At 62.4% G+C, this 25,327-nt stretch carries 23 protein-coding genes and 1 riboswitch; of the genes, 9 read left to right on the top strand and 14 right to left on the bottom strand.

Annotated features, from left to right (window positions below; translation table 11 throughout):
• Nucleotides 1-41 precede the first annotated feature (41 nt).
• Nucleotides 42-1,565, top strand: coding sequence for a UDP-N-acetylglucosamine 1-carboxyvinyltransferase (locus J7I86_RS13480; RefSeq protein ID WP_214820571.1), 1,524 nt, complete (start codon nucleotides 42-44; stop codon nucleotides 1,563-1,565).
• A 187-nt stretch (nucleotides 1,566-1,752) separates the two neighbouring features.
• Here the strand turns inward: J7I86_RS13480 and J7I86_RS13475 are convergent, their stop codons facing one another.
• The 4 genes from J7I86_RS13475 to J7I86_RS13460 all read right to left on the bottom strand — a co-directional run bounded on the left by J7I86_RS13475 (nucleotide 1,753) and on the right by J7I86_RS13460 (nucleotide 5,545).
• Nucleotides 1,753-2,961: an O-succinylhomoserine sulfhydrylase gene (locus J7I86_RS13475; RefSeq protein WP_214820569.1), complete on the bottom strand. Its 1,209-nt coding sequence runs from the start codon at nucleotides 2,959-2,961 to the stop codon at nucleotides 1,753-1,755.
• On the bottom strand, nucleotides 2,962-3,372 hold the full coding sequence (locus J7I86_RS13470; protein WP_214820567.1) for a rhodanese-like domain-containing protein: 411 nt from the start codon (nucleotides 3,370-3,372) through the stop codon (nucleotides 2,962-2,964).
• The gene (locus tag J7I86_RS13465) at nucleotides 3,369-3,632 is read right to left on the bottom strand and encodes a DUF1737 domain-containing protein (protein WP_214820565.1); all 264 of its coding nucleotides are present in this window, start codon (nucleotides 3,630-3,632) and stop codon (nucleotides 3,369-3,371) included. The genes J7I86_RS13470 and J7I86_RS13465 overlap by 4 nt, the downstream gene beginning before the upstream one ends.
• A gap of 13 nt (nucleotides 3,633-3,645) precedes the next feature.
• Nucleotides 3,646-3,757, bottom strand: a riboswitch (SAM riboswitch).
• An 87-nt stretch (nucleotides 3,758-3,844) separates the two neighbouring features.
• The gene (locus J7I86_RS13460) at nucleotides 3,845-5,545 is read right to left on the bottom strand and encodes a SulP family inorganic anion transporter (RefSeq protein WP_214820563.1); all 1,701 of its coding nucleotides are present in this window, start codon (nucleotides 5,543-5,545) and stop codon (nucleotides 3,845-3,847) included.
• A 153-nt stretch (nucleotides 5,546-5,698) separates the two neighbouring features.
• Between J7I86_RS13460 and J7I86_RS13455 the strand changes: the two genes are divergently transcribed.
• The 5 genes from J7I86_RS13455 (at nucleotide 5,699) to J7I86_RS13435 (ending at nucleotide 10,474) form a co-directional block, all read left to right on the top strand.
• Nucleotides 5,699-7,027 carry an NtaA/DmoA family FMN-dependent monooxygenase gene (locus J7I86_RS13455; protein ID WP_214820561.1) on the top strand — a complete coding sequence of 443 codons (1,329 nt, stop codon included), beginning with the start codon at nucleotides 5,699-5,701 and terminating at the stop codon, nucleotides 7,025-7,027.
• Nucleotides 7,027-8,592 (top strand): aromatic amino acid ammonia-lyase, encoded by a 1,566-nt coding sequence (locus tag J7I86_RS13450; protein ID WP_214820559.1) that lies wholly within the window; start codon nucleotides 7,027-7,029, stop codon nucleotides 8,590-8,592. The genes J7I86_RS13455 and J7I86_RS13450 overlap by 1 nt, the downstream gene beginning before the upstream one ends.
• A complete protein-coding gene (locus tag J7I86_RS13445; protein WP_214820557.1) occupies nucleotides 8,586-9,650 on the top strand; it encodes a PLP-dependent cysteine synthase family protein in 1,065 nt (354 codons plus the stop codon). Before J7I86_RS13450 ends, J7I86_RS13445 begins: the two co-directional genes overlap by 7 nt.
• Nucleotides 9,651-9,838: 188 nt before the next feature.
• Nucleotides 9,839-9,982: a hypothetical protein gene (locus J7I86_RS13440; protein WP_214820555.1), complete on the top strand. Its 144-nt coding sequence runs from the start codon at nucleotides 9,839-9,841 to the stop codon at nucleotides 9,980-9,982.
• Between the two features lie 9 nt (nucleotides 9,983-9,991).
• Nucleotides 9,992-10,474 (top strand): carboxymuconolactone decarboxylase family protein, encoded by a 483-nt coding sequence (locus tag J7I86_RS13435; protein ID WP_214820553.1) that lies wholly within the window; start codon nucleotides 9,992-9,994, stop codon nucleotides 10,472-10,474.
• Nucleotides 10,475-10,973: 499 nt separating this feature from the next.
• Here the strand turns inward: J7I86_RS13435 and J7I86_RS13430 are convergent, their stop codons facing one another.
• Nucleotides 10,974-12,428, bottom strand: a complete 1,455-nt coding sequence (locus tag J7I86_RS13430; protein WP_214820551.1) for an amino acid permease — start codon at nucleotides 12,426-12,428, stop codon at nucleotides 10,974-10,976.
• 253 nt (nucleotides 12,429-12,681) lie between these two features.
• On the bottom strand, nucleotides 12,682-13,623 hold the full coding sequence (locus J7I86_RS13425) for an aminodeoxychorismate lyase (protein WP_214820549.1): 942 nt from the start codon (nucleotides 13,621-13,623) through the stop codon (nucleotides 12,682-12,684).
• Nucleotides 13,624-13,710: 87 nt separating this feature from the next.
• On the opposite strand from J7I86_RS13425, the gene cls reads away from it, so the two are divergent.
• The gene (gene cls / locus J7I86_RS13420) at nucleotides 13,711-15,183 is read left to right on the top strand and encodes a cardiolipin synthase (protein ID WP_214820547.1); all 1,473 of its coding nucleotides are present in this window, start codon (nucleotides 13,711-13,713) and stop codon (nucleotides 15,181-15,183) included.
• Nucleotides 15,184-15,240: 57 nt separating this feature from the next.
• On the opposite strand, the gene pabB is transcribed toward cls, so the two are convergent.
• The 3 genes from pabB to J7I86_RS13405 form a co-directional block, all read right to left on the bottom strand.
• Nucleotides 15,241-17,304 carry an aminodeoxychorismate synthase component I gene (gene pabB, locus J7I86_RS13415; protein WP_214820545.1) on the bottom strand — a complete coding sequence of 688 codons (2,064 nt, stop codon included), beginning with the start codon at nucleotides 17,302-17,304 and terminating at the stop codon, nucleotides 15,241-15,243.
• A complete protein-coding gene (locus J7I86_RS13410) occupies nucleotides 17,301-17,861 on the bottom strand; it encodes a low molecular weight protein-tyrosine-phosphatase (RefSeq protein WP_214820544.1) in 561 nt (186 codons plus the stop codon). The genes pabB and J7I86_RS13410 overlap by 4 nt, the downstream gene beginning before the upstream one ends.
• Nucleotides 17,862-17,964: 103 nt before the next feature.
• Nucleotides 17,965-18,576 (bottom strand): TetR/AcrR family transcriptional regulator, encoded by a 612-nt coding sequence (locus tag J7I86_RS13405; RefSeq protein ID WP_214820543.1) that lies wholly within the window; start codon nucleotides 18,574-18,576, stop codon nucleotides 17,965-17,967.
• Nucleotides 18,577-18,676: 100 nt separating this feature from the next.
• On the opposite strand from J7I86_RS13405, the gene J7I86_RS13400 reads away from it, so the two are divergent.
• A complete protein-coding gene (locus tag J7I86_RS13400) occupies nucleotides 18,677-18,988 on the top strand; it encodes a hypothetical protein (RefSeq protein WP_214820542.1) in 312 nt (103 codons plus the stop codon).
• A gap of 79 nt (nucleotides 18,989-19,067) precedes the next feature.
• On the opposite strand, the gene J7I86_RS13395 is transcribed toward J7I86_RS13400, so the two are convergent.
• Genes J7I86_RS13395 through J7I86_RS13385 form a run of 3 tightly spaced genes read right to left on the bottom strand, consistent with a single transcriptional unit; the run spans nucleotide 19,068 to nucleotide 22,476 of the window.
• Entirely contained in the window at nucleotides 19,068-20,024 is a 957-nt protein-coding gene (locus tag J7I86_RS13395; RefSeq protein WP_214820541.1) for a ribokinase, read from the bottom strand.
• Nucleotides 20,021-21,463 carry an MFS transporter gene (locus J7I86_RS13390; protein WP_214820540.1) on the bottom strand — a complete coding sequence of 481 codons (1,443 nt, stop codon included), beginning with the start codon at nucleotides 21,461-21,463 and terminating at the stop codon, nucleotides 20,021-20,023. The genes J7I86_RS13395 and J7I86_RS13390 overlap by 4 nt, the downstream gene beginning before the upstream one ends.
• A complete protein-coding gene (locus tag J7I86_RS13385) occupies nucleotides 21,463-22,476 on the bottom strand; it encodes a nucleoside hydrolase (protein ID WP_214820739.1) in 1,014 nt (337 codons plus the stop codon). Before J7I86_RS13385 ends, J7I86_RS13390 begins: the two co-directional genes overlap by 1 nt.
• Nucleotides 22,477-22,687: 211 nt before the next feature.
• Here J7I86_RS13385 and J7I86_RS13380 point away from each other — a divergent pair, with 211 nt between their 5' ends.
• Nucleotides 22,688-23,731, top strand: coding sequence for a LacI family DNA-binding transcriptional regulator (locus tag J7I86_RS13380; RefSeq protein WP_214820539.1), 1,044 nt, complete (start codon nucleotides 22,688-22,690; stop codon nucleotides 23,729-23,731).
• Here the strand turns inward: J7I86_RS13380 and J7I86_RS13375 are convergent.
• Together J7I86_RS13375 and J7I86_RS13370 are read right to left on the bottom strand one after the other, a co-directional pair.
• Complete coding sequence (locus tag J7I86_RS13375) at nucleotides 23,728-24,096, bottom strand: hypothetical protein (protein ID WP_214820537.1); 369 nt, start codon at nucleotides 24,094-24,096, stop codon at nucleotides 23,728-23,730. The genes J7I86_RS13380 and J7I86_RS13375 overlap by 4 nt on opposite strands.
• A gap of 41 nt (nucleotides 24,097-24,137) precedes the next feature.
• On the bottom strand, nucleotides 24,138-24,761 hold the full coding sequence (locus tag J7I86_RS13370; RefSeq protein ID WP_214820535.1) for a LysE family transporter: 624 nt from the start codon (nucleotides 24,759-24,761) through the stop codon (nucleotides 24,138-24,140).
• Nucleotides 24,762-25,327: the final 566 nt, after the last annotated feature.

Genomic DNA, 25,327 nt, shown 5'->3' with positions numbered 1-25,327 from the left:
TCTGCTCGCCAGTTCTAACTCACTTGTGATATTTTTTGGTTATGACGCAACCTACCGCCGAACATGTAGGCCAACTTCTCCGCGATGCCCGTGGGGAAAAAGGCTGGACGCAGGGGCAGCTGGCTACTGAACTGGGAACCAGCCAGAGCGCAATCGCCCGGATGGAACAGGGCAAACAAAATCTCAGCCTCCGGATGATTGAGCGCCTCGAAGCCATTTTTGGGCGCTCCATCGTCAAAGTGGGCAAGCCGCAGATGACCCACCTCCGTGTGGAGGGCGGCCGGACCCTCTCCGGCGAAGTGGACGTGAACAGCAGTAAGAACGCCGGCGTGGCTCTCCTGTGTGCGAGCCTCATCAACCGTGGCACCACCACCCTGCGCCGGCTGGCCCGGATCGAGGAAGTCAACAGGATAGTTGAGGTCCTGACCTCCATCGGCGTGGAATGTACCTGGCTCAACGGCAGCGACCTCCGCATACGTCGCCCCGAGGTCCTGGATCTTGAGTCCATGGACGTGGACGCCGCCCGTCGAACCCGTAGCGTCATCATGCTGCTGGGTCCGCTCCTGGACGAAACCAGTGAATACCTTCTTCCCTACGCCGGTGGCTGTGACCTCGGAACGCGCACGGTGGAGCCTCACATGCAGGCGCTCCGCCAGTTCGGCCTTGAGGTAGAGGCGAAGTCCGGCTTCTACTCCGTGACTGCACCTCCCGCCGATGATCTCAATCGCTCCTTCGTGCTGACCGAACGCGGCGACACCGTAACGGAGAATGCCATCATGGCGGCCGCCCACCGCGAGGGCACCACCATCATCCGGAACGCCAGCCCCAACTACATGGTGCAGGACCTTTGCTTTTACTTGCAGGGCCTCGGTGTGGAGATCGACGGTGTAGGAACCACCACGCTGAAGATCACGGGACGGTCCGCCATTGATGTGGACATTGAGTACTTCCCGTCTGAAGACCCCATTGAGGCCATGAGCCTGATCACCGCCGGCATTGTGACCAACTCAGAGGTCACCATCCGCAGGGTTCCCATCGAGTTCATGGAAATTGAACTCGCCACCCTGGAGCAGATGGGTCAGAACCTCGAGGTTTCCGGCGAGTACATGGCGCGCAACGGGCGCACCCGGTTGGTAGACGTCACTACCAAGCCTTCGGAACTCCACGCCCCGCAGGACAAGATCCACCCCATGCCGTTCCCTGGGCTGAACATCGACAACCTGCCGTTCTTTGCAGTGATCGCGGGCAACGCCGAGGGCCAGACCATGATCCACGACTGGGTTTACGAGAATCGTGCCATTTACTTGACGGAACTCAACAAGCTGGGCGCCCAGGTGCAGTTGCTGGATCCGCACCGGATCTACGTCAACGGTCCCACTAAATGGCGTGCTGCAGAGATTGGCTGCCCACCCGCTCTGCGTCCCGCGGCCTGCCTGCTCCTGGCCATGTTGGCTGCCAGGGGAACCTCCGAGCTGCGCAACATCTACGTGATCGAGCGCGGCTATGAGGACCTTGCGGAGCGACTGAACACCATAGGTGCGAAGATCGAGTACTTCCAAGACTGACGCAGGAGTTGCGGGAGGGTGGCGCGTGCCGGCCACGCCCGCCGCGCCCCTTCGCACCTTTTGATGCTCCGATTTCCGCCATCCGCGCCAGCTACCTCTGGTGCGGATGGCGGAAACGGTTGCGAAACGGTTGAGGGCCGTGAAGCGTCCCTTGGAAACGGGATGGTTCCCGCTCGTGGCAGCGGGGTTAGACCTGTTTGAGGGCCTTCTCCAGATCCAAGATGAGGTCGTCCACGTCTTCAAGCCCTACGGACAAGCGGACAACACCATCGGAAAGCCCGATCGCCGCCCGCCCCTCCGGTCCCATAGCCCGGTGGGTGGTGGTGGCAGGGTGGGTGATGAGGGACTTGGAGTCGCCCAAGTTGTTGGAGATGTCAATGACACGGAGGCCATCGAGCAAGGCAAACGCAGCCTCTTTGGCTGAACGCCCGGCCGAAGGAGATAGCTCAAATGTCAGCACGGTGCCGCCCGCCTTCATCTGCTTCGCTGCTAGCTCGTACTGCGGGTGAGACTTCAGCAGCGGGTACTTGACCCAGCTGATGGCGGGCTGCTGCTCGAGCCACTCTGCGATCTTCAACGCGGATGCCGAGCTGTGGTTCACACGCAGTCCCATGGTCTCCAAGCCCTTGGTCAGCACCCAGGCATTGAACGCGGACAACGAAGGACCGGTGTGCCGCATAAGCTGCTTGACCGGGCCATCGATGAATTCCTTGGTGCCCAGGATGGCACCGCCAAGGACGCGTCCCTGGCCGTCAATGTGCTTGGTGCCGGAGTACACAATCACGTCGGCACCCAGCTCACCGCAGCGTTGCAGCAGGGGTGTGGCAAAGACGTTGTCCACCACCACAGTCGCCCCGGCGGCATGCGCCAGTTCGCTGACCGCGCCGATGTCCACGATCTCCTGCATGGGGTTGGACGGAGACTCGAAGAAGACCGCGGTAGTGGGCTCCGAAAGCGCGGCAGCCCACTGCTCCAAATCCGGGCCATCCACGAAGACCGTGTGCACGCCCCACCGCGGCAGGATCTCATTAAGGATCACAAAGCAGGAGCCGAACAGGGAACGGGCAGCAACCACGCGGTCGCCGGCAGCCAGCAGGGCACCCAAAGCAGTGAAGACCGCGGACATACCTGACGCCGTCGCAAAGCACGCTTCGGTTCCTTCGAGCAGGCGCAGCCGCTCCTGGAACGTTGCGACGGACGGGTTGCCGTAGCGGGAGTAGACGAAACGTTCGTCCTCACCTGTGAAAGCGCGCTCGGCAGCAGCGGCGGATTCGTAGACGAAGCCGGAGTTCAGGAAAACGGGTTCGGAGGTTTCCTGAAAATTAGTACGGTCAAGACCACCGCGGACGGCCTGGGTATCAGGGCTCCAGCCGGCGGCGTCGGGATTGAAGGTCATTTACTCGGTCCCCAAATTCGTCGGCAGGCCACGGTTCTTCCAGCCGTTGACGGTGCGCTCGCCGTAGCGGTCCGGTTCTCCTTCAAAGCCCTCCAGGACGTTGTAGGCAGTGAAGCCGGCCTGCGTTGCGGCGATAGCGGCGGAGATGGAGCGCTGACCGGAACGGCAGAGGAACACCAGCTCGACGCTGTCGTCCTCGGGGGCCTGCTGTCGCAAATCCTCGATGAAACGGGAGTTGGGGATGCCGCCGGCGAGGTTCCACTGAATGAACAGGGGATCGTTCTCCGTGGCTTTGGTGTCCGGGATGCCGATGTGGGCCCACTCGCCCTCGGTGCGGACGTCCACCAGGATGGCACCCGCTTCAAGCTTGGCCCACGCATCCTTCGGGGTCAGGTCACCTGCGTAGCTCATGCGTGGCCCTCGAATGCTTCGTCGTCGTAGTTCTCAAGCTGGTCCACTGCAGTCGCAACGGCGGCATCGGCATTGGCGATAGCCGCGGGGAGTACGACTGCTTGGGCAACAATGACGTCTGTACCGTTGAAAGTGGCTGCAGGGCTGCCGTGGAGCACGTAGCCCTCGGCGAGGGCGTTGTGGATCCGCTCGCAGAAATCACGGGTATCCGGGCCTGTAATCAGGCGATAGGAAAGTTTTTCTTCAGTGGGTTCAGGCATAGCTGGTGCTCCTCAGTCACGCTTGCAGTTCGAGTTGTCGATACGCCGAGTAGTCACCTGAGGCACCCCGCCGGAGAGAGGGTTGCCGACCAGCAAGTCAGGGCTGTGCGCTGGTGCTCATTACTCAAGAAAAACGTAACATCCACGGGCCTCGGACTGCACTTGCGGGGTATTGTCCGGTCGTCATGTTGCGTAATCGGCGGCTGCTTCCCTTATTCGTTTCGCAGCGCGCGCACTGCGGCGCCAACTGTGGGGAAGAAGTGGTCCGGCGTAAAACGGGCGGCCGTGCCCAGACGGATCAATTTGTCCTTGACAGGTCCCTTCAGTTCGGCGAACACGAGACCCACGCCTTTACTGGCCAGCCATTCATCCAGCGTGACGAGGTCATCCAGCGCTGTGGTGTCGATCCCGGTGATGGGCTCTGCGGCGAGGATGACGTGGGTGATCGGGTCCGCAGCCTCCTCCGGGGCTTCGTCCAACTGTTCCCGGACAAAGGCCGCCAAAACCTGCCCGTTGCCGAAGAACAGAGGTGCATCGAAACGGAGGATCAGGAGTCCGGGGATGCGCTCGCCGTCGGGGTGCCTCTCCAGGTCGTGATACCCGGGGAGCCCATCCTTGGCTCCGAGTTCTGTCCGGTACGGATCCCAAGCCCGCCGAACAAAGTCCAGAAGTGCCAAGGCTATGGCTACGACTATTCCCTGCAGCACACCTACGGTTAGGACTCCCAGGAATGCTGCCAACATCACCACGGATTCGCTTCGGCTCAGGCTGAGGAGCCGCTTAACACCGGCGGGGTCTGCCAGGGCAATCGCCGCGGCGATGACGACGGCGGCCAGGGTTGCGGAAGGAAGGTACCCGGTAACTCCGGGAGCCAACAGCATGAAAGCCACAACCAGCACCGCACCAACCACCCCGGTCATCTGGGATTTGGCGCCGGCGTCCACAGCTACAGGCGTGCGCGAGGTACTGCCGGAGATGGGGAATCCGCCCAGCAAGCCGGTGGCTGCGTTGGCTGCCCCAAGGGCTGCCATCTCCCTGTTGCCCGAAACTTTCTTTCCTTCCTTGGCTGCCAGGGTTTGGGACAGGACGCCGGTGTCTGCGAAGACCATGAGGGCAATACCGGCGGCAGCGGGAAGCAACGTAAGAGCGTCAGCCCAGCCTATTCCGCCGAGCGCCGGCATCGGCAGCCCCTGCGGCAAAACCCCGATGACCTTGACGTCGTCGTTCAGGCCCCAAACAGCCGTTACAACGCATGAACCCACCACCGCCAGCAATACGCCGGGCACCTTCCACTTCAGAAGCTTGGGAATCCAGATGAGCGCCAAGGAACCTATGCCGAGCAACAGCGCGGTGATGTTGACCTCGCTGCCCAGTAACCCGGCGGTGACGTTCGCGAGCTTTTGCCAGATGTCGCCGTCGGCCTCTATCCCCAGGAACGCCGGGAGCTGGGACAACGCCACCAGCAATGCGATTCCGTTCAGGTATCCGAGCCTGATGGGTTTGGACAGCAGCCCGGTGATGGCACCGAGTTTCAGGGCGGAGCCCGCGAGCATGATCACCCCGATCAACACAGCCAACAGCCCGGCGAGTGCCACAGATCTTTCACTACTGCCAGCTGCAAGGGGAACAATAGCTGCGGCGATCATGGGGGCAAGGGATGAGTCGGGTCCCAGGACCAGAATGCGGGACGGGCCCACCACGGCGTAGACCAGCAACGGGATCACCGTGGCGTAGAGCCCGGTGACAGGTGGCAGACCGGCGGCCTGCGCATAGGCCATGCCGGCAGGAACCAGCAGAGCAAACAGTGCAGCACCCGCCACGAAGTCGTGCCGCAGCCATTCACGTTTGTACCCCTTGAGCGCCCAGACGCCCGAGAGACGATCCTTGGCGGAAGTGCGGGTGGGTGAGCTCATACAGCGATCATTCCGGACCAATGTTGTTTGCGGAACAAGGCCAACGCTGTATGTGGACATCCAAGCCGTTATGAGTCCAGCCCAAATGTGACGTCCCGGGAGCATAATTGACCCAGTACGACCCCCTGTAACTTCGCATGAAATCAGGTCGCGGTGAACGGACAAAGCAGTTCTACACTCAAGCCCATGCTGCACTTTGGATGGTTTGTTGGCCACGGTTTCGGTGTCCAGGGGTGGGGGACCCCCGGCTATGGGCTTGGGTACGACTGGAAGAAACCCGCCCTGTACCAGGAAGCCGTCCGGGCATTTGAGCGATCCGGGTTGGACCTGTTCATCATTGAAGATTCCCTTACCGTTCCGGACACCTACGGCGGCTCTGCTGAGGTGTCTCTGGCACACGCATCTTTCGCCCCGAAACATGATCCGTTGGCGTTGGTCCCCTACCTTCTCTCCGCCACCGAGCACCTCGGGATTGTCCCGACGGTCAGTGCTTCCTTCTACCCGCCCTTCACTGCCGCCCGGCTCCTGGCCACGCTGCAGCATTTCTCCGAGGGGCAGCTTGGCTGGAACGTTGTCACCTCGGGCAGCGACCTCGCCGCCCAGAACTACGGGCTGGACCAGCAGATCGAACATGACCTCCGTTACGAGAAGGCTGAGGAATTCGTCGACGTCGTCAGGCGGCTTTGGCGCAGTTGGGAACCTGGCGCCGTGCTTGAGGATGTTGACGCAGGAGTGTTCGCCGACCACAGCAAAGTGCACCCCATTAACCACCAGGGTGACTTCTTCAAGGTCAGGGGTCCGCTGAACACAGCGCCTTTGCCTGAGGAACCTGTACTGGTTCAGGCCGGTGCCTCTCCCCGGGGAAAGGCGTTTGCCGGCGGGAATGCTGACGTAGCCATTGCTTTGGCCCGTGGCGTTGACGGGATGAAGTCCTACCGGGACTCGATCCGCGCCGAAGCTGCGAAAGCCGGACGCAACCCGGACGACGTCAAGGTACTTTTCGTCCTGAAGCCTACCGTTGTTGGTACCCAAACCGAGGCCGAGGAACTGCGAGCTCAGCGGCGGGAACTCACCCAGCGCGACATCGACAGCCAACTGAACTCCATCTCCTACCTGTCAGTGATCGACTTCAAGCAATTCGATCTCGACGCTCCGCTGCCCGAGTTGAGCACCAACAGCAACCAAGGCACGTTGGAGCACTTCGCCAAGGCAGCCCCTCCGGGTGCCACGCTTCGCCAGATCCTCCAGGCACGCAGTGGCGGGGCGGGTGACTCGATTATCGGCACGGCAGGCGAAATTGCCGACTACCTGGAATCGACAGGGTCTGAAGTGGGTGGCGACGGGTTCCTCTTCTCCGGCTTTGTGGACCCGGTCACCGTGCACAGTGTGCTGGACAAGCTCACGCCCGAACTGCGGCGTCGCGGCCTGTTGAGGAAGAGTTACGGCAACGGCGGGTTCCGGCAGAACCTCCTGGATTTCTAATGGTCTCCGGGAATCTGAAGAAGTTAGTGATTGGCGCAGCTCCCGTGCGTGCTGCGGACGTTGCACTTGCTGCTCAGGAGCCTACGTTTCACGTGGAGCTGAACCAGGATGCGTTGTCTTTGCTGCTGCGGTCGAGAGAGCTAGTGGAACAGACAGCGGCCTCAGGGCAGCGCGTGTACGGACTCAACACCTTGTTGGGATCTGGCCGCGATACGGCTGTGGAGGAGAACTCGCTCCTTGCCTACCAAGTCCAGGTGGTCAGGTATCACAACAGCGGGGTGGGCTCGTATCTGGACCGCGCTGCCGCCCGCGCCGTGATGCTCACCCGGCTGATCGGTTTCAGCCGAGGCGGCTCGGGAGTGCGCCCCGAGACCGCTACGTTCTATGCCGACATGCTCAACCGCGGCGTCTTTCCAGCCATCCCGTGCGAAGGTTCGGTGGGCTCGTCGGACCTGACCCAACTTGCCGCCGTCGCCGCCGTTGCCATCGGGGAGGGTGAAGCGTTCAGCGCGGACGGGACCCTGATCTCCGGTGCCAAAGCGCTCGCCGACGCCGGACTCCAGCCCCTGGTTCTTGCACCCGGCGAGGCTCTCGCCCTGGTCAGCGCCAACGCCTACTCGGTAGGTGCCGGAACCCTCGCATTGCTGCGGCTGCAGCACGTGGCCGGGCTGGCCGACGTCGCACTTTCCCTCTCGCTGGAGACGATCGCAAGGTACGACGGCGGCGGGAACCTCAGCCCGTTTTCGCCGACAATTCAGGCAGCCAAGGCGGTGGACGGGCAGCGCGACTCGGCAGCTGCCGTCCGTAGCCTGCTGAGCGGCGGGTGGCTGGAGGATATTCGCCCCGAAGTGTCGGTTCAGGATCCGTTGTCCTTTAGGGCCGCACCGCAGACTCACGGGGCCTTTCGAACATTCGTGACGCAGCTCGGCTCTGCCTTGGACGTGGAGCTGAACGGCCGCGGTGATAATCCCTTGGTTGATGTCGAATCCGGTCACATGGTGTCCGGCGGCAACTTCCAACCGATGCAGCTGGCCCTTGCTTTTGAGGGTCTGCGGCTGGCGTTGGCGCACGTTGGTATTTCCAGTGAGCGTCGCATCGCCAAGTTGTATCCGCCGCAGCGGGCTATCCGCGCCCGCCATCTGCAGTCGGCATCCTCCGGGGAGGGCCTGGCCCAGGAAGAACTTCCCGGGCTGCTCTGGTACTCGGCCGCCGGACTCTTGTCCGAGCTCAAGTTCCTTGCCGCCCCGGCGACGCTGGGAGCCCCTACCCTTTCCGCCGACGTCGAGGACCATTCAACGCTGGCCCCGCTCGCCCTGCAGCAACTCGAAAAGTCGGTGGAGGCTGCGGAAAAACTGTTGGTGATCGAAGCGCTGACGGCGTCGTACCTGCTGCTGGAAGCGGGGGCCGCGCAGCCGCTGGGAAAGGGAACCGGCTTAGTGGTGGGCCGACTCGCAGACGTGCTTGCCCACCGGCCATCAGCGCCGGACTTAGTGGAGCGGGCGAGGACGGAGTTACGGGATGCCGTTGCCCGGGAGCTTGCGGAGACAGGGGAGAAGACGTGGTGAGTGCAGTAATCCGCAAACATGGAGTGCACGCGGCCGATTCCGTCCCTGACGGGCTGGACGCCTCAGTCCTGGACAAGGTGGGGAACACGCCACTGGTGAAGTTGGAGGCGCTGGGCCGCGGCCTGGGCAGCACCATCCACATCAAGCTCGAGTCCGAAAACCCGGGCGGCTCCATCAAGGACCGCACGGCGCTCAGCATGGTTCGGGCGGCGGAAAAGTCCGGGGAGCTGAAACCGGGGGCCACGATTGTGGAAAGCACGTCCGGAAATACCGGGATTGGTCTGGCCCTCATCGGGCACCTGACGGGACACCCGGTAGTGGTGGTTACGGGCGACACGATCTCCCAAGAGAAGCTCGCCGCGCTGCACAGCTATGGCGCCCGCGTCATCCTGACCGACTGGAACGCGCCGTCGGAATCGCCGGAGAACGCCCGTGCCGTGGCAGCGCGTATTACCTCCGAGACCCCCGGTGCGTGGCGGCCGATGCAGTTCGACAACCCTGCCAACCCCATGGCGCACTATGAAACCACCGGGCCCGAGATCTGGGAGCAGACCGGCGGCTTGGTCACTCACTTCGTTGCGGGCATCGGGACGGGCGGAACCATTAGCGGGAATGGCCGGTACTTGAAGGAGCAGGTGGCTGCCGCGCGTCCCGGCGGGCATGTGGAGGTTGTTGGCGCCGACCCCTACGGCTCCGCCTACAGCGGGGGCCATCCCGGCGAGATCCTGGTGGACGGCGTGGGCAACTCCTGGCCCGAGCCTGAATGGCCCAAAGCCTTCGACCGCTCAATTGTGGACCGTTTCCTGCGCATCCCCAACGACGAGGTCTACACCACCGTCCACCGACTCCTTGATGAGGAAGGGCTCGCGCTCGGTCCGTCTTCCGGGCTCGCTGTAGCTGCGGCCATTCGCGTGGCTCGCGCCGCGCCGCACGGTTCCGTGGTGGTGGCCATAGCGCCCGACGCCGGTACGAACTATATGAGCAAGGCCTTCAACCCGGTGTGGCTGGCAGAGCACGGCATCCGGCTCGCCGCAGACACCCCTGCCGCGCGCGAGTAGAACCCTCTCTCACTTCCCTCGGGTTTGGGGCGGATCCTCTCTCACTTCCCTCGGGTTTGGGGCGGATCCTCTCTCATGTCCCTCGGGTTTGGGGCGGATCCTCTCTCATGTCCCTCGGGTTTTCTCGAGGGCTGCTAGCATCTGAAGCTCCGGCCCGGCACCTTGCTGCCGCGAAATTGGGGGTTTTCTTGTTTTCACTTGTTGGGGTTCTCTACACCCTGCTGATGGTGGCTGTCGCGGCTCTGGTAATTTACGCCCTGGTGCTCGCAATCATCTTCTTACGCCTCCGCATTGAGGAGCTGAAGCGGGGACAGGAACCCCCGTTGCGCTAGGCTCCAAGCATGCCTGAACAGGAAACAAAACCACGGCTGGCCGGCTATCTGGATAAGCAGCAGCCGGATCTCTACGCGACACTGAGCCACTATTCGCAGCAGTTGGTGGACGAAGCTGACCGGCTTGGCATCCCGCGCCGCACCCTTGAACTCGTCAACTACTTGTGCTCGCAGATCAACGGTTGCGCCTTCTGCCTGGATCTTCACCACCGGCGGGCCCTGAAATATGGCGAGACGGAACAACGGCTGTCCCTCGTTGCCGTCTACAAGGAAGTGCAGTTGTTCGAGCCTGCCGAAGTGGTGGCCATGGAAATTTCGGAACAGATCACCCGCATGAGCTCATCGAGGCCCAGCCCGGAGCTCTTCGAACAGGCGCGCCAGCACTACAGCGACGAGCAGATCAGCGTGCTTTGCATGGCGGCTATTGGGATCAACGCCTTCAACCGGCTGTCCATCTTGAGTGAGCACCCGGTCCGCGCTGCCAAGAAGTAGGTTCAACCGCTTAAAGGGGGGGCGGCAACCACCTACTTTGGCGGCGGGAGCTCCCCAACACACCCCCTAGCAGGCGTGTCGGGGAGGTTTGGAAATCAAAGTAGGTGGTGGAGGCCCGGCCCGTGAAGGGCCATGACCCTGTTTGAGACGAGATCAGCCCTTGGGCAACCGGGAAAGGTTGCCCAAGGGCTGACCTGCATCCAAAGAAGGTCAGGAACCCGCAGACCCGGGGGCGGGCAGGCGAGGCGAGTGCCGTCGTCGTAATTTCACCCAAAGCTCAACCGTGCGGCCACCACCTGCTTTGGCGGCGGGAGCTCCCCAACACACCCCCTAGCAGGCGTGTCGGGAGGTTTGGAAACCAAAGTGGGTGGTGGAGGCCCGGCCCGCGATGGTTCCTGACCCTGTTTGAGACGAGGTCAGCCCTTGGGCAACAGGGAAAGGTTGCCCAAGGGCTGATCTGCAGTCAAAGAGGGTCAGAAAGCCGCATACCCAGTAATGACTAGGCGTCCACTGCCTTCTTGAGCGATCGGCGCCGTCCGTACTTGAAGTAGAAGATGGCGTAGCAGGCGCCCACGAACGGAACGCCAAAGAAGAGAGCTGCCACCTGATTGGGGTCGAACGCGATGCCGATCAGCGACACCAAGCAAAGCGCGAACGCGAGGATCGGAACCAGCGGAAACAGGGGAGCCTTATACGGCAGCGTGCTGAGGTCGCCACCGTTTTTGATGAAGGTCCGCCGGTAGATGAAGTGTGAAGCGACGATTGACATCCACACACCAACGGTGGCGAAACCGGCCACGGAGACCAGCACCAGGTAGACGGTTTCCGCGGCCACCACACTGCTGATCAGTGACGCCAGGCCACCCAGCATGCTGACGCAGAGGGCCACCATGGGGATCCCGCGCTTGGTCAACTTTCGGAAAGCCTTGGGCGCGTGTCCTTCATCAGCCAACGAAAAGAGCATGCGGGCGCAGGAGAAGAGCCCGCAGTTTCCGGCGGAAAGCAGTGCCGTGATGATGACGAAGTTCATGATGTCCGCGGCGTACGGGATACCCAGCATGGAGAAGACCGTGACGAACGGGCTCTCGTCCACGCTGACTTGTTCGTACGGGATGGTGGCTGCGATGACCACGATCGCACCAACAAAGAAGATCATGAGCCGGATGACAGTGGTCCGCATTGCTTTGGGGATGTTCGCGCCGGGGTTTGCGGTCTCACCGGCGGCAACCCCGATCAGCTCGGAACCCGAGAAGGCGTAGAAGACCGCCAGGCAGGTGACGAAGACGCCGGTAAAACCGTTGGGGAACAACCCGTCTGGCGTGTTGAAGTTTTCGCCAAAGGAGGGGAACTCGCCAGGGGCCAGGGGGTGGAATCCTGCCAAGGCGGCGCCGCCCAGGATGATCAGGCCGACGACGGCGGCGACCTTGATGAGCGCGAACCAGAACTCCGATTCACCAAAGACGCGCGATGAAATGGCGTTCAGGGTGAACAGGGCAGTGGCGAAGACGAAGCACCAGATCCATACGTCAACGCCCGGGAACCAGCGTTGCATGAGTAGGCCCGCTGCGGTGAACTCGGAACCTAGAGCCACGGCCCAGCAGAGCCAATAGAGCCAGGCGGTGGCAAAGCCGGTTGCCGGGCCGATGGTGCGTGCAGCATAAATGTGGAAGGCACCCGAGACGGGGAACGCAACAGCGAGCTCCCCGAGGCATGCCATCACCAAATAGACCACTACGGCGCCTATGAGGAAGGCGAGGACCGCACCCAAGGGCCCGGCAGTGGAGATGGTGTATCCGGAACTGACGAACAGGCCTGAGCCGATGACGCCGCCCATGGCGATCATGACCAGGTGCCGGGCCTCCATGGACCGGCGAAGTCCTGTTTGAGAGGCGTCAGTCTGAGACTGCGCCTCGGTTGCCGATGCTTCGGCTTCTGTGGGGGAGCTGAGTCCCATATTCCCTCCGGGAGGTTAGCCAGCAAAGTCTGAAGTAGTACCAGCCGGACGTGATCCAACTAACACGAGTACAAGATTCATCACATGACGAATGTCCATTTCAAGGAGCCTAAGAAACGCGATTGAACGCGCAGATCACTCACGGCCGAGGGCAAGAAGTTCTAATCATTGAGTCATTCGAGCGATTACTCTACTTGCCATCTGCTAGGTTCCTAGCGGAGCAACGCAAGCGAAACTTTCGAAGCCCGCTGATTTACTCGATGCCCGCGAACAATGCGTTGAGCTCGGCAGTGAGCTGCTTGCGAACAGCCGGTGTACCGATTTCCTTGCCGTTGATGTGATTCACGGGAGCGATCAAACGGATGCTCGAGATGAGCCACACGGCGTCGGCATCGAACAGGTCCTGCGGGACAAGCGGCCCGTAACCGAGCTCCCACCCTGCGGCCTTCGCCGCTGCGAACAATGCCCCCTGCGAGGTGCCGGGCAGAATTCCGCTGTCATGCTGCGGCGTGATGAGGCGACGGACAGTCCTGACGGAACCTCCGCCGTCGTCCACTGTTTCAAGGTGCGCCAGCAACACAGTGGATGTGGGGCCTTCCAGGACGCGACCGTCCGTAGACGTGAAAATGGCGTCATCTGCGCCTTGCTTATGCGCAAAACGAAGCGCAGCCATGTTGACCGCATAAGACAGAGTCTTGGCGCCCAGCAACAGCCACGGCGCTCGCTCGCCGGCTTCGGTGTCGAAGCCACGGTCCAAAAGTACGACGTCGATGCCCGTCTCGCGCTGCCGGCGACTGCCCGCGGGTGAAGGGGAAGCCTGCACCCAGCATGTGGGGCTGGCTGCGCCTTCGACACCACGGGTCACGATCAGTTTGACCACAACCTCGTCCTCCTCCGGCGTGGGGGCCGGGTGGGCATCGCGGAACTCGCTAATGGCGGTATCAATCGCCTTGCGCCAAGCATCCTGCTCAGGAAGCACCAGGTCCAAGGCTGCCGCGGAACTGCTCAACCGGTTCAGATGAGCCTGCACCTTGCGGGGACGTCCTTGAACGGCGAGGAGTGATTCGAACACGCCATCGCCACGAGTGGCACCAAGGTCCGTAGCCATGAGCTGGGGCTGGCTGGAATCGGCAACGCGACCGTTTTCGAAGGCAGGATCCAGGAAAACCAGGACCGTGGGAGCAGGTGAAGTCATGGTCCCAGCTTAGTGCGGTGCCGTTGCGGATGACTTTGCCGGATAGGCTGAGGTCACTGTTGTTCTTGGAGCGTGGGGGTTTGTAGGGTGCTCTTTCCTTTTCCGTTTGGCCAGGAGTGGACCTGGTTACTGGGTGCGTGGGCCATCGCGGAAGTGGTCATGCGCATACTCCTTCTGGGCATCATTCCCGGCAACAGGCGTCCAACCACTGCCATGGCCTGGCTTTTGGCCGTGTTCCTCATCCCCTCCGTAGGGTTCGTTCTCTTCCTCCTTTTCGGCAATTTCAAACTGTCCAAGCGCAGGCGTGAGCAACAGGAAGAAGTAAATCGGCGCGTCCGTGCCGTGACATCCGATCTTGCCGATCCGGTGAGCGTCTACTCGGGGCCGGAATGGGTGAAGTCCGCGGGCGAGCTGAATCATCGCCTCGGTTCGCTGCCCATGGTTGACGGGAACAAGGTCGAACTGATCCCTGGGTACCACGAATCCATCAAAGCCATGGCCGAAGCAGTCAAGGGTGCCCAGAGCTACATCAACGCCGAGTTCTACATCATGAGCAGCGACTCCGTCACGGACGAACTCCTCACTGAGTTGGAGAAGGCGGCTGAACGCGGTGTCACTGTCAGGCTGCTCTTTGACCACATTGGAACGCTGCGGGTCAAGGGATACCGTCGCCTGATCCGGAGGCTCAAAGCAGGGAAGATCCAATGGAAGCGGATGCTTCCCCTGCTGCCCATCCATGGTCAATGGAGGCGTCCGGACTTGAGGAACCACCGCAAGATCATGGTGATCGACGGATTGATTGCTTTCACCGGCTCCCAGAACCTGATTGAACCCTCGTACAACAATCCCAAACACCACAAGGTGGGCCGTAAGTGGGTTGAGCTCATGTCCCGGCTTGAGGGTCCCATCGTGGCCACACTCAACGTAGTCTTCGCCACGGACTGGCTCAGTGAAACCGACGAGTCGCTTGAGGACCAGCTGCGCCTGCCAAACCAGCCGTCTCCGGGGCAGGTCACTGCCCAAGTAGTGCCGAGTGGTCCGGGATTCGCCACGGAGAACAACCTTCGCTTGTTCAACACCCTGATCTACTCAGCGCAGCACCGGATCTCCATCTGCAGCCCGTACTTCGTTCCTGACGACTCCCTCCTCTACGCCATCACCACCGCCGCGCAGCGAGGTGTTGATGTGGAGCTCTTCGTCTCCGAAAAGGGCGATCAATTCCTGGTGCACCACGCCCAGCGCTCCTACTACGAGGCGTTGCTGAATGCCGGCGTGCGGATCTACCTGTACCGGGCGCCGTATGTCCTCCACGCCAAGCACTTCACTATTGACGACGAAGTGGCCGTTCTTGGTTCCAGCAACATGGACATGCGCTCCTTCTCACTGAACATGGAAGTTTCGGTGATGCTCCTGGGCGCCGAAACCGTGAACCTCATGCGCGCCGTGGAGTCCACTTACCGCGAGGTGTCCCGAGAGCTTATGTTGGATGACTGGATGGATAGACCCCCACTGGCCAAGTATGTGGATAACGTGGCCAGATTGACCGCCACGCTCCAGTAGTTCTGTACAGCTGACGCCCTTAAGAGGCACTTTTAGGGGCATTAGCTGTACAAAAACTCAGCCCGGGAAGTCAGCACCCAGCGTGGAGAGCACACCGAAAGCCTTGGTCCGGATTTCCTCGTACTCGTCATCTGCCACGGAATCCGCGGTAATGGCCCCACCCACGCCGAGGGATAGGGTCCGCCCGCCGGCGCCATCAGGATTCACCACCAACGTGCGGATCACCACGGCAAGATCCGTGGCGGCATTCATGGAGAAGTAGCCGATAGCGCCGGAGTAAATCCCCCTGGGCCCGGATTCGAGTTGGTCGAGGATGTCCATGGTGCTGATCTTCGGCGCACCTGTCATGGACCCGGCAGGGAAGGCTGCGGCCAGGGCTTCCGCCCTCGGGGCACCCGGACGAAGGTGCGCATCTATGGTGCTCACCATTTGGTGGACAGTGGCGTAGCTTTCGATCGCACACAGCCTGCTGACAGTCACAGAACCCGGGATCGCGAAGTGGCTGAGGTCATTGCGCAGCAGGTCCACGATCATGATGTTCTCCGCGCGGTCCTTCAGCGACGTCTCGAGGTCCTGCCGCAAAGCAGCGTCCTCGGAAGCGTCAGCAGACCGGCCACGGGTGCCTTTGATCGGCTCGGCGCGCATGCCGCCGTCGGACATGATGCGGAGGAACCGTTCAGGCGACGTACTCGCCACCACCAGTTCGCCGAACCGAAGGTAGCTGGCGAAGGGTGCCGGGTTGCGGCGCCGCAGTGCGAGGTAGCTCGCCCAGGGATCCAAATCCCCGGCGGGGGCTTCCAGGGTGGTGGTCAGGCAGATCTCGTAGGAGTTTCCTTCGCTGATTTGGTGCTGCGAGTCCGCGATCTTGCGCTTGTAATCCGTAGCGGAGTCCCGGCTGACGAATTCGGGAACCGTCCGGGGGTGGGCTGCGCCGCCGGCAAGAGCACCAGCGGCCTCGGCGGCAGCGGGTCTGGCTTCAGCGGAAGCAGCTTCGACGGCGGAGCGCGCCTCGCGGAACCATTCCCCGGCGTCGGGTGCGTCCAAGGCGAGCAGCCAGACGGTTTGCTCGCGATGGTCCAGCACTACAGCACGGCCGGCGAAGAGCAGGGCGGCGTCCGGGGTGTCGGAGGGGACGTCGTTCCCGCCGGTTTCGCGCTTGAGTTCGTAGCCGAGATATCCGAGCCAACCGAGCGTGAACTGGCCGTCGTAGCCGCGGGGGGCGCGGACCGCCCGACGGCCCCAGACGGAATCGAGCCAACGGAAGAACGGCCCGGAGGTGCTGACGGACGCGGAGCCAGCTGTTACGTGGGTAGTTCCGGACCGGTGCAGCACCGACTGTCCGAACGTGCCGCCGTCGTCAGCCAGGATGCTGAAGCGGCTGCGCGAGGCAGCTTGGGAACGGCCGGCGACGGCGGAGGCATTGGAAGAATCCAGCCACACCGCGTTCGTGGACTTGCCGTAGAGGGAAGCGAACAGAAGCGCAGCGTCGGGCGTTGCCTCCAGTCGTTCGGATCGCATTTGCAATCCGCGCCGCGCACTAAGTTCCGGCGACAAGATCGAAGCAATTGAAGGCAAGTACATGAGGGCCCGCAGGACGTCGTCCGGCGCACTGCCATCGGCCTGGTTTTGCACCCGGACATCGGCGGCGGCCACCACCTGATCAGTCGAAAGCCACTCATCTTCCTGAGCGGCCCAGCTGTCCCAGTACGGTTCGTAGGTGCTTCCGTCACGTGTCAAGGCACGACGACGGCGGTCGTCGCCGGGGGATTCCACCCACACCACGGCGTCCAGCATGGACCGGGCTGCGTCGGCTGCCGCTCCTACCCCTTCAACAATCACGATCTCGGCGGGTAGCGTAACGTTCAGGCCGCCGTCGTAATGCTTGTCCCAATCCCAGCTGGTCCACTCTGCAGCCATGCCTTCACTGAGCGGCTTAAGGACCGTGCCGATGTAGCGCTCAATGCCGGGCATGAGGCCGTTCCAGCCGGGGTAGATGTCCTCCAGATGGAACAGGGAAACCTTGTGGTGTTGCCGCAGCCGGGCCGCCAGTTCAACGGCCAGAGTGGTTTTTCCTGCGCCGGACCTGCCGTCAACAGCGATGATCACGGGTGCAGGGGTCATGTCATAGAGGTTACCTGCTGGGGCTCGTTGGCTTTCGCGTCCTGGGATGCGACGATGGCTGCTTTGACGTACTGCACGATCCCGGGGATGGCGGCTTTGATAAGCGTCCAGGTGGTGTCGAAGTCCGTGTGGCCGCCGTACCAAGGGTCTTCGATGCCGAGGTCCAGGGAGCTGCGGCCTGCCATGTGGGGATCGAAGCTGCGGAGCATCCGTACTTTTTCGAGCGAGGCGTGATCCGGGGCGCCTTCTTGGAGCCAGCCGAAATGGTCAACGTCAAGGGCGAGAATCAGGTCCCGTGCGGCGTACCATTCACGCCGCCACTCGCGGGCAACGTGGTCCTCGGAAGCGAGGTGCCGGGCTGTTAGGACCCGTGCGGCGCGGGGGTCGATATGGTGTCCCACCTCGTACCCCGTAGTGCCCGCGGAGTCCACCACTACGAGCTCGCCGAGCCCTTCCGCGTCGAGGGCTTCGGTGAGTATGAGCGCTGCCATGGGCGAGCGGCAGATGTTTCCAGTGCAGACCGTGATGATGCGGTATGGGCTCGTCGTTGAGTACATGCAGCAAGCATGGTTCATGGCGCCCCCTCTTGGCTAGGGGCAACTTCACAGCTGAGTCACTTTTCCTGTCAAAGCTGTCACGGTGCTTGAGCGAGGGGCTTCGTTAGGCTTGGGTGTGGGCCGGTTCCTGGGCTTCGGCGGCCAGCGCTGCGGCTGCCAGATAAACGGTACGTACGACGGCGGCGCGTCGCCTTTCGGCCCGGCCGGGGTCATTGCCGGCCATGAGTCCGTCCAGTGCCGGCAGTACCGGAGCGGCGTCGCACAAGCTCACGATGGTGATGAGGAGATCCCCGGCGTCTTCCCGGGAAACTCCCGGCAGGGCAGCGATGGTGCTGTTGACCTTCGACGCACAGTTGGCCATCCGCTTAGGCAGCCCCACCACTTCCGTGCCCCGCTCCAGTCCTTCCCAGAACAGAAGGCGGGGCGCGGTGGCGTCCTTCTGGTGGTGGTCGAAAAGTCTGCCGGCGTAATCCGCCATGGCCTCGGGGCCCCTGCCTTCAATGGGGACTTCGTCCATGAGGGAGCTCAGGGCGGCAACGATCACGGCGTCGAAGAGCGCGTTCTTATTGCCGAAGTACTGGTAGATCCGTTCCTTGTTGACCCCTGCCTCAGCAGCGATGCGATCAATGCGGGCACCGGCCAATCCGGCAGCGCAAAACTCGCTGGTAGCTGCCTCCAGTAGCAGCGCCTTGGTTCGCTCTGTGTCCCATGCCATAGGAGTCATATTACCAGTTTCCAACTGGATGGTTGTAATTGTTGGCCGGTGGGGATATTGTGATTTCAAGCCAAAAGCAACCGTTTAGTTGGAGACTGCCATGACTACACAAACAACCACCGAAGTCACCCTTGAACCCACAGCGCCGGCGGCCCGCCCGCAGGGACCCTCCGTCCACATGCGGGCTCTCATCACCTGGCTCGCCATCTTCCCGCTGGTGTCCATCGGCATGCTGCTCCTCGGCCCCATCATGGAGCCGCTCCATCCGGTCCTCCGGGCACTCATCCTGACCGCCTTTGTTGTTCCCACGGCCGTGTATTTTGTGGTTCCCCGCCTGATGGCCGGCCACGGCGCAGTGTCCCGCAAGGCAGTTGAGCGCGCAGCACAACGCGCGGCCCGCAAGTCCGCCTAACCCATGTAGGTCGCATTTAAGCGCGTTTTGGGAGTTCCAAACGCGCTTAAATGCGACCTGGTTGGGTGCGGTGCCGGGACTAGGCGCCCCGCAGCTGCTCGACGTCGGCGATGCTGGGGTACGCGGTCTGCGTGCCCTTCTTTGTTGCAGCCAACGCGGCGGCAACTGAGGCGAAGGACGCCGCGGCGGCGAGGGAGTCCCCGGCTGCCAGACGCGCAGCGACAGCACCCGTAAAGGCGTCGCCGGCACCCGTGGTGTCAACGGCGGAAACGCGTGTGGGGGCAATGCGGGTGATCTGGTCTTCAGCACCACGTGCCAGCGAATCCAAAACCACGGAACCCCGAGCGCCGAGGGTCACCAGGACCCGCTGCAAGCCACGGTCTGCAAACTGGCTCCGGACCGGCTCCCACGCCTCGGCCTCCGCTTCAGCGTCAGGAATGTCCGCTTCCGTGCCAAGGAACAATGACGCCTCGTGCGCGTTCACCAGCAGCACATCACTCAACCCGGCCAACCGCTCCGGCACCTCCGCGTAAGGCGAGAGGTTGAGTAGAACGGTCGCTCCGGCGTCGTGCCCTGCTTGGGCGGCGGCAGTCACAGTATCGATCCCCACCTCCAGGCAGAGACACACCACAGCGGCGTCCTGGAAGACGTCGGGCGTGATGTCCGCAGGCCTGAGCGCGCCATTGGCGCCGGCCGAGATGATGATGCTGTTCTCGCCACTGGAGTCCACGGAAATGACCGCGACGCCGGTGGCCTTATCCGAGCGCCGGACGCGGGAAACGTCCACGCCGGCGCTGGCCGTCGAGTCCAGAAGCATTGCGCCATTGGAGTCGTCGCCCACGGCGCCGATCAAGCTGACCTGACCGCCGAGCTTGCTGGCAGCCACCGCCTGGTTGGCGCTCTTGCCGCCGGGGTTCACCGCGAAACCATTGCCGTGGACTGTCTCACCGGGTTGTGGGAGACGGTCGCAGTAGATGGTGAGGTCGGCGTTCAGGGAGCCGACGACGACGATTCCCGCCTTGGGTGCGCGGGTCATGCAGTCACCTTCTCGTTCTCGGTCACTTCAGCGTCCACCGGCTTGGGAATGAGGAGAGATGCGGCGAAGGCAGCAAGTGTGATGCCCAGGCCCACCACCACAACGGTCAGGTAGGAAGCCTTGCTGTCATTCAGTGACGCTGTTGCAACGAGGACTGCCGGAAGGACAAGGAAGCTCAGTCCGGCGCCGAGGTTGAAGGCGCCGGCGTTCATGCCCGGGAGGAAGCCCGGGTTGCCCTGCGGCGAGAGAACCACACCCAGTCCGTTCAGCATGATGTTGACGGTACCGGCGTACATGATGCCCAGCAAGGCCGTGCCCACGATCATCATGGGCAGGTTGTTCAGGCCGAAGAATGCAATGATCGCCAATGCCACCAGGCTGCCGATCAGGCCGATTCGCAGGACCTTGGTGTAGCCGAGGACGGGTGCCAGGCGGCCGCTGATCGGGCCGAACAGCCAACCTAGCAGGGCGTACGGGGTGAGGACGATGAGCGACATCTCGGTGGGGCCGACGCCGAAGCCTGGATCTGCGGCTTGGACATAGGCGGGGACGATCCCGTTGATGACCGCGAAGATACCCGTCATGGTCAGGGTGGTGGTCAGCAGGGGAGCCCACGTGGAGCGCTGGCGCAGGTGCACGGTTTCCACCATGGGCTGCTTGGCGCGCTTCTCCACGGTCCAAAACGCAAGGAACGCGACGACGGCAATCACCGTGAGCACGATTGCCAAGGTCAGGGTTCCGGCGTCGAAGGCCGTGGCCAGTTTGGCGCCTTCGTTCAGGGCCGTCAGCAGGGCACCCACAGCGACCACGATGAAGAACACGCCCAGCCAGTCCATGGTGGTACCGGCGGCGGGCTTGCTTTCGCCGGCCAGGACGGCGATCAGGACAGTTGCTACCAAGGCCAGTGCAACCATGAGCCAGAAGATGCTGCGGAAACCAAAGTTCTCAGCAAAGTAGCCGCCAACGAATGAGTCCACGCCCGCCACGCCGCCGTTGACTGCCGTGATGAGGCCCATGAGGGTGCCGTACTTGCGCGGGTTGGTGACCGCGGAGCGGAGCATAATCAGGCAGAGCGGAACCGTGGGACCGCTGACGCCTTGGATGATGCGGCCCACGAAGAGCCATGTGACGTCCGGTGCCATGGCTGCGATGACAGAGCCAACGGCCATCAGGATCATCATGCCTACGAGGATCTTCTTACGGCCCACGATGTCGCTCAGGCGCGGCAGGAAGAGGGAGAACAGTGCGGCAGCCGTAAAGAACCAGGTCTGGGACAGGCCGATCGTGGCTTGGTCAGTGTTGAGCTCGTTGCCCATGGTGACCAGGGCCGGGCTGAGCATGGACGCGTTGAGCTGGAAGGCTACGCAGGCCGCCAGCAGCGCAACCATGAGGGCGGTGACGTTGCCGCGGGAGGGCTTTGTTTCTGCGAGGGTGGGCATTATTTGGCCTCTCCAACCAGAACGGTCTCAGCAATAGCGGTGGCGTCAGCGTCGGCGTCGAGCGTTGGTTCGCCGATCCTGACTATCGCGTCGGTGACCAAATCCCAGAACTTCTTGTGGTCCAGGTCCACGGCCACGGAGGTGTGGCAGTCCGCCGGGGCCGGGGCGCGGAAGTCAGCAACGGTCATGCCGAGTGTGAGCTTGCCCTGCAGCTCGATGTCCACGGGGACTTTGCGGGTGGTCATGACGGTGGGGTCGATAACGTAGGCCACCGCGCAGGGGTCGTGGACCGGTGGGAAGTCGAAGCCCTGGGCGTCCTTGTACGTCTTCTGGAAGAAGTCCATGAGTTCCATGACGAACTTGGCCGGCTTGGTGCCGATGGCCGCGATCCGGTCCACCACCTCGTCCGTGGCCAGCGCCTGGTGCGTGAGATCCAGGCCGACCATCACCACGGGCCACGTTTCGTTGAACACGATGTGCGCGGCTTCGGGATCAATAATGATGTTGAACTCGGCCACGGCACTCCAGTTGCCCACGTGGTAACCGCCGCCCATGAGGACAACTTCCTTGACACGCTCAACGATGCGCGGCTCCTTGCGGGCGGCCATCGCAATGTTGGTGAGGCCCGCGGTGGGGACCAGGGTGACCGTGCCCGGCTCATGTGCCATGACAGTTTCAATGATGAGGTCGACGGCGTGGCGCGGGTCCAGCTCGATGGCGGACTCGGGCTGCTCCGGGCCGTCCATGCCGGAATCGCCGTGGATGCTGGGTGCCGTTTCGATGGTGCGGACCAACGGGCGGTCGCAGCCGGCGGCGAAGGGGACACCGGTGATGCCGGCGATGGTTGCGACCGAAAGGGCGTTACGGGTGACCTTTTCCAGGGTCTGGTTTCCCACCACCGTTGTAACGGCCAGCAGTTCGATGTCCGGGTTGCCGTGCGCCAGCAGCAACGCCACGGCGTCGTCATGGCCAGGGTCGCAGTCAAGAATGATCTTCTTGCGTGCTGGTGTCATGGTGTTGGGTTCCACGGTTCTCTCCACGTCATTGGGGCCTGCCTGGTACTTGCCCGGGGCAGGGCGCTAAGCATTCAGGGGAATTCTGGCACTGCTTTGTGCAGTACGTCAAACGCTTAACGTTGATGCCGAACTCTTCCCCTGATCCGTGCGTCAAGCGCTTGATGCCTTCTCGCAGGTCAAAGCGGTTTGAGACCGCTACGATCGATGCATGGAATCCCTGGATCGGCGCCATGGCCGCGCGCCCCGCTCACCTCGCGTGACGGCCGCGATGGTGGCTGCCCGCGCAGGCGTTTCGACGGCCACCGTCTCCTTGGTGGCGAACGGTAAAACCCAGGGCCGCGTCTCCGAGGACAACATTTCCCGGGTCCGCTCCGCCATCGCTGAGCTCGGCTATGTGGTGGACAGCATCGGCAGTTCCCTGGCTCGCGGGGTCAGCTCCATCGTCATTCTGGTGACACCGGACGTGTCCAACCCGTTCTTCGCCAACGTCATCGCAGGGGTTCGGGAATCGCTGGGCTCCCAGTATCAGTTGCTGCTGTCAGTGACCGACGCCGGTGAATCACCCCAGGCCGACGATGTCCGCAAATTGCTTGCCCTGAGGCCCGCAGGCCTGCTGGTGGGCGCTCCCAGTGCAGAATTCCTGGAGGACCTGTCGGCTGCCGGGCCCCTTGTGCTGTTGGACGCCCCGGGCCTTGAGTCCTACGCGCCGTCAGTGAACCTTGATGTTGCCCAGGGAGCGCGAGAGCTTGCCCGGCATTTGGCGTCCTCCGGGCACACCCGGGCCGCCTACGTGGATGGCGTGACAGGGACAACTACATTCCAGCTGCGCCGCGAAGCCTTCTTGGCGGAGGCTGCTGCGTGTGGACTCTCAGTGGCCGATGGGCACGTCATCAGTACCCCGATCGACGTCGGTGCTGCCGCTTCCGCCTTCGCCGAAGCATGGCCGGAGTGGCAGCGCCAGGGGGTTACCGCCGTCGTCTGCGGTACCGATACGCATGCCTACGGCGTGCTGCAGGAAGCCCGCGTTGAGGGTGTTCAAATACCTGAGGAGTTGGCCGTGGCAGGCTTTGATGATCTGCCCTACTCGGCCACCAGCAACCCCAGCCTTACCAGCGTGCACCTGCCGGCAACGCCCCTTGGACGTAAAGCGGGGGAGCAGCTTCGGGGACTCATGGAAGGCCTGCCGCTGGACGAACCACACCTGACCCTTGAGAGCTCGCTGGTGGTTCGGGGATCTACGTCTCTGAGCTAGTCGGCGGGGCTGGGGAGGAGTGGGCGAAGCTGCTCTTCCGAGACAGGGTTGGGAACTGTGAAGTAGATCTGGGGCGCGGTCATATCGCCCCAATCTTCCTTTTTCACCCGCACTACAGACGGCGTAACTTCCGCTATCCGCACGCGCAGCCAGCCGCCGTCGTCGTCGAGCATTAACTCGTACGGGTCCGCGAGGTAGCGCAGCCCGAGCTCGTCAAGAATTTCCTCCGCGCTCAACCAGTCCACAACATCGGTCCGCGGGCGTCCGAGCAGATCAAGGGCCACAAATCCGTCGTCCATGGGCTTCATCCACCCTACGTGCTCGCCGTCGTCCGCTCGTCGATGTTCGATCCAGTCCGCTTCCATGCCCATGACGGTAGCAGCCGCGTGCGTTCGGGACCTTGTGGTTAGTGAATGACGGCCAAGAGTATGCCCACCAGGACGAACAAGCAGCCAAAGACCCGGTTGAGGATCTGCTGACCGCGTTCATCGTGGGTGAATCTCTGGAAGGACCGCGCCGCGAATGCGAAGAAGAACCACATCACCAGGATGTCGATAATGATGACCGTAGTGGTCAGCACCGCGTATTGCTGAAGCAGCGGCTGATCCGGGCGGATGAACTGCGGCATGAAGGCAAGGAAGAAGACGATTGCCTTCGGGTTCAGCAGGTTCACCCAGATGCCGCGCTGGAACATGGAAAGGGCGGACTCGTTCTTTTTATCCTCAACTTTTTCTTGGTCGAGGTCCGGCTTGTGCAGGAACTGCCTGATGCCGAGATACACCAAATAGGCGGCCCCGGCGTAGCGAATGACGTTGAAGATCACCGGAGAATTGGAGACCAGCACTCCAACGCCCAAGGCCACGATGAGGATGTGGATGACCAAAGCCACCTGCTGTCCGAGGATGCCCCAGATTGAGCGTCGGAAGCCGGAATTGAGCGAGTTGCTCATGGTGAAGATGGCACCGGCGCCGGGAGTGAAACTGATCAGAGTGCCGGCACCAACAAGAGCCAGCCAAAGTGAAAACTGCACGTCTCAGCTTATGCCCGAGGGGCGGATGCTTTGGACGCGAGCCTTCACCACCCACTTTGGCAGTGACCGAGGCCAGCAAAGCTTGACGGTGGCCGCCAAGCATTGCTGGCGGCCACCGCTCCCGGCTAGGGGATGTTGTGCCAGAACCAGCGGGCGACATCAACGACTAGTCGGATGATGTTGACCGCCAGGTTCCAGGCGCCCCATGATTCCGCGCGTTTACGTTTGGAAGTCATGCCGACACCTCCTCCCGAAGGAACAGGGCGCGGCCAAGCTAACGGAGCAACAAGCGTTGCGCCCTTAGTATGTGAGGCCATAGACTCAAGAGGTGATGTTTGAGGTTCTACAGCCCTCCAACCGCACCAAATGAGCGCACCACGCTGAACAAGGACCCGACTGCAATCGGGTCCATTGTTCGTTAACGGCGCATCAGGACGTCGTCCTGATTGCCTCCAACACTAGAGGAATGCGAGCCTCCTTCCCGCCATCCTGGAGGACTGTGGACCGCGCGTGCCGTCCGTAGGCCATTGCGGCCAGGGCGGACAGCAAATCTGCCATGAAGTAAA

The sequence above is a fragment of the Arthrobacter sp. ISL-95 genome, from assembly GCF_018613695.1.
Taxonomy (GTDB): Bacteria; Actinomycetota; Actinomycetes; order Actinomycetales; family Micrococcaceae; genus Arthrobacter.
The sequence above is the reverse complement of the archived record's forward strand: the minus strand, read 5'-3'. Positions and strand labels throughout refer to the sequence as shown.

Bases quoted from the DNA above. Each gene is read 5' to 3' on its own strand.
- J7I86_RS13450 (WP_214820559.1), top strand. From the start codon at position 7,027: ATGGTCTCCGGGAATCTGAAGAAGTTAGTGATTGGCGCAGCTCCCGTG.
- J7I86_RS13460 (WP_214820563.1), bottom strand. From the start codon at position 5,545: ATGAGCTCACCCACCCGCACTTCCGCCAAGGATCGTCTCTCGGGCGTC.
- J7I86_RS13395 (WP_214820541.1), bottom strand. From the start codon at position 20,024: ATGACCCGCGCACCCAAGGCGGGAATCGTCGTCGTCGGCTCCCTGAAC.
- J7I86_RS13435 (WP_214820553.1), top strand. From the start codon at position 9,992: ATGCCTGAACAGGAAACAAAACCACGGCTGGCCGGCTATCTGGATAAG.
- J7I86_RS13385 (WP_214820739.1), bottom strand. From the start codon at position 22,476: ATGACACCAGCACGCAAGAAGATCATTCTTGACTGCGACCCTGGCCAT.
- J7I86_RS13375 (WP_214820537.1), bottom strand. From the start codon at position 24,096: ATGGAAGCGGACTGGATCGAACATCGACGAGCGGACGACGGCGAGCAC.
- J7I86_RS13425 (WP_214820549.1), bottom strand. From the start codon at position 13,623: ATGACTTCACCTGCTCCCACGGTCCTGGTTTTCCTGGATCCTGCCTTC.
- pabB (WP_214820545.1), bottom strand. From the start codon at position 17,304: ATGACCCCTGCACCCGTGATCATCGCTGTTGACGGCAGGTCCGGCGCA.
- J7I86_RS13410 (WP_214820544.1), bottom strand. From the start codon at position 17,861: ATGTACTCAACGACGAGCCCATACCGCATCATCACGGTCTGCACTGGA.
- J7I86_RS13470 (WP_214820567.1), bottom strand. From the start codon at position 3,372: ATGAGCTACGCAGGTGACCTGACCCCGAAGGATGCGTGGGCCAAGCTT.
- J7I86_RS13380 (WP_214820539.1), top strand. From the start codon at position 22,688: ATGGAATCCCTGGATCGGCGCCATGGCCGCGCGCCCCGCTCACCTCGC.
- J7I86_RS13465 (WP_214820565.1), bottom strand. From the start codon at position 3,632: ATGCCTGAACCCACTGAAGAAAAACTTTCCTATCGCCTGATTACAGGC.
- J7I86_RS13475 (WP_214820569.1), bottom strand. From the start codon at position 2,961: ATGACCTTCAATCCCGACGCCGCCGGCTGGAGCCCTGATACCCAGGCC.
- J7I86_RS13480 (WP_214820571.1), top strand. From the start codon at position 42: ATGACGCAACCTACCGCCGAACATGTAGGCCAACTTCTCCGCGATGCC.
- J7I86_RS13390 (WP_214820540.1), bottom strand. From the start codon at position 21,463: ATGCCCACCCTCGCAGAAACAAAGCCCTCCCGCGGCAACGTCACCGCC.
- J7I86_RS13400 (WP_214820542.1), top strand. From the start codon at position 18,677: ATGACTACACAAACAACCACCGAAGTCACCCTTGAACCCACAGCGCCG.
- J7I86_RS13430 (WP_214820551.1), bottom strand. From the start codon at position 12,428: ATGGGACTCAGCTCCCCCACAGAAGCCGAAGCATCGGCAACCGAGGCG.
- J7I86_RS13405 (WP_214820543.1), bottom strand. From the start codon at position 18,576: ATGGCATGGGACACAGAGCGAACCAAGGCGCTGCTACTGGAGGCAGCT.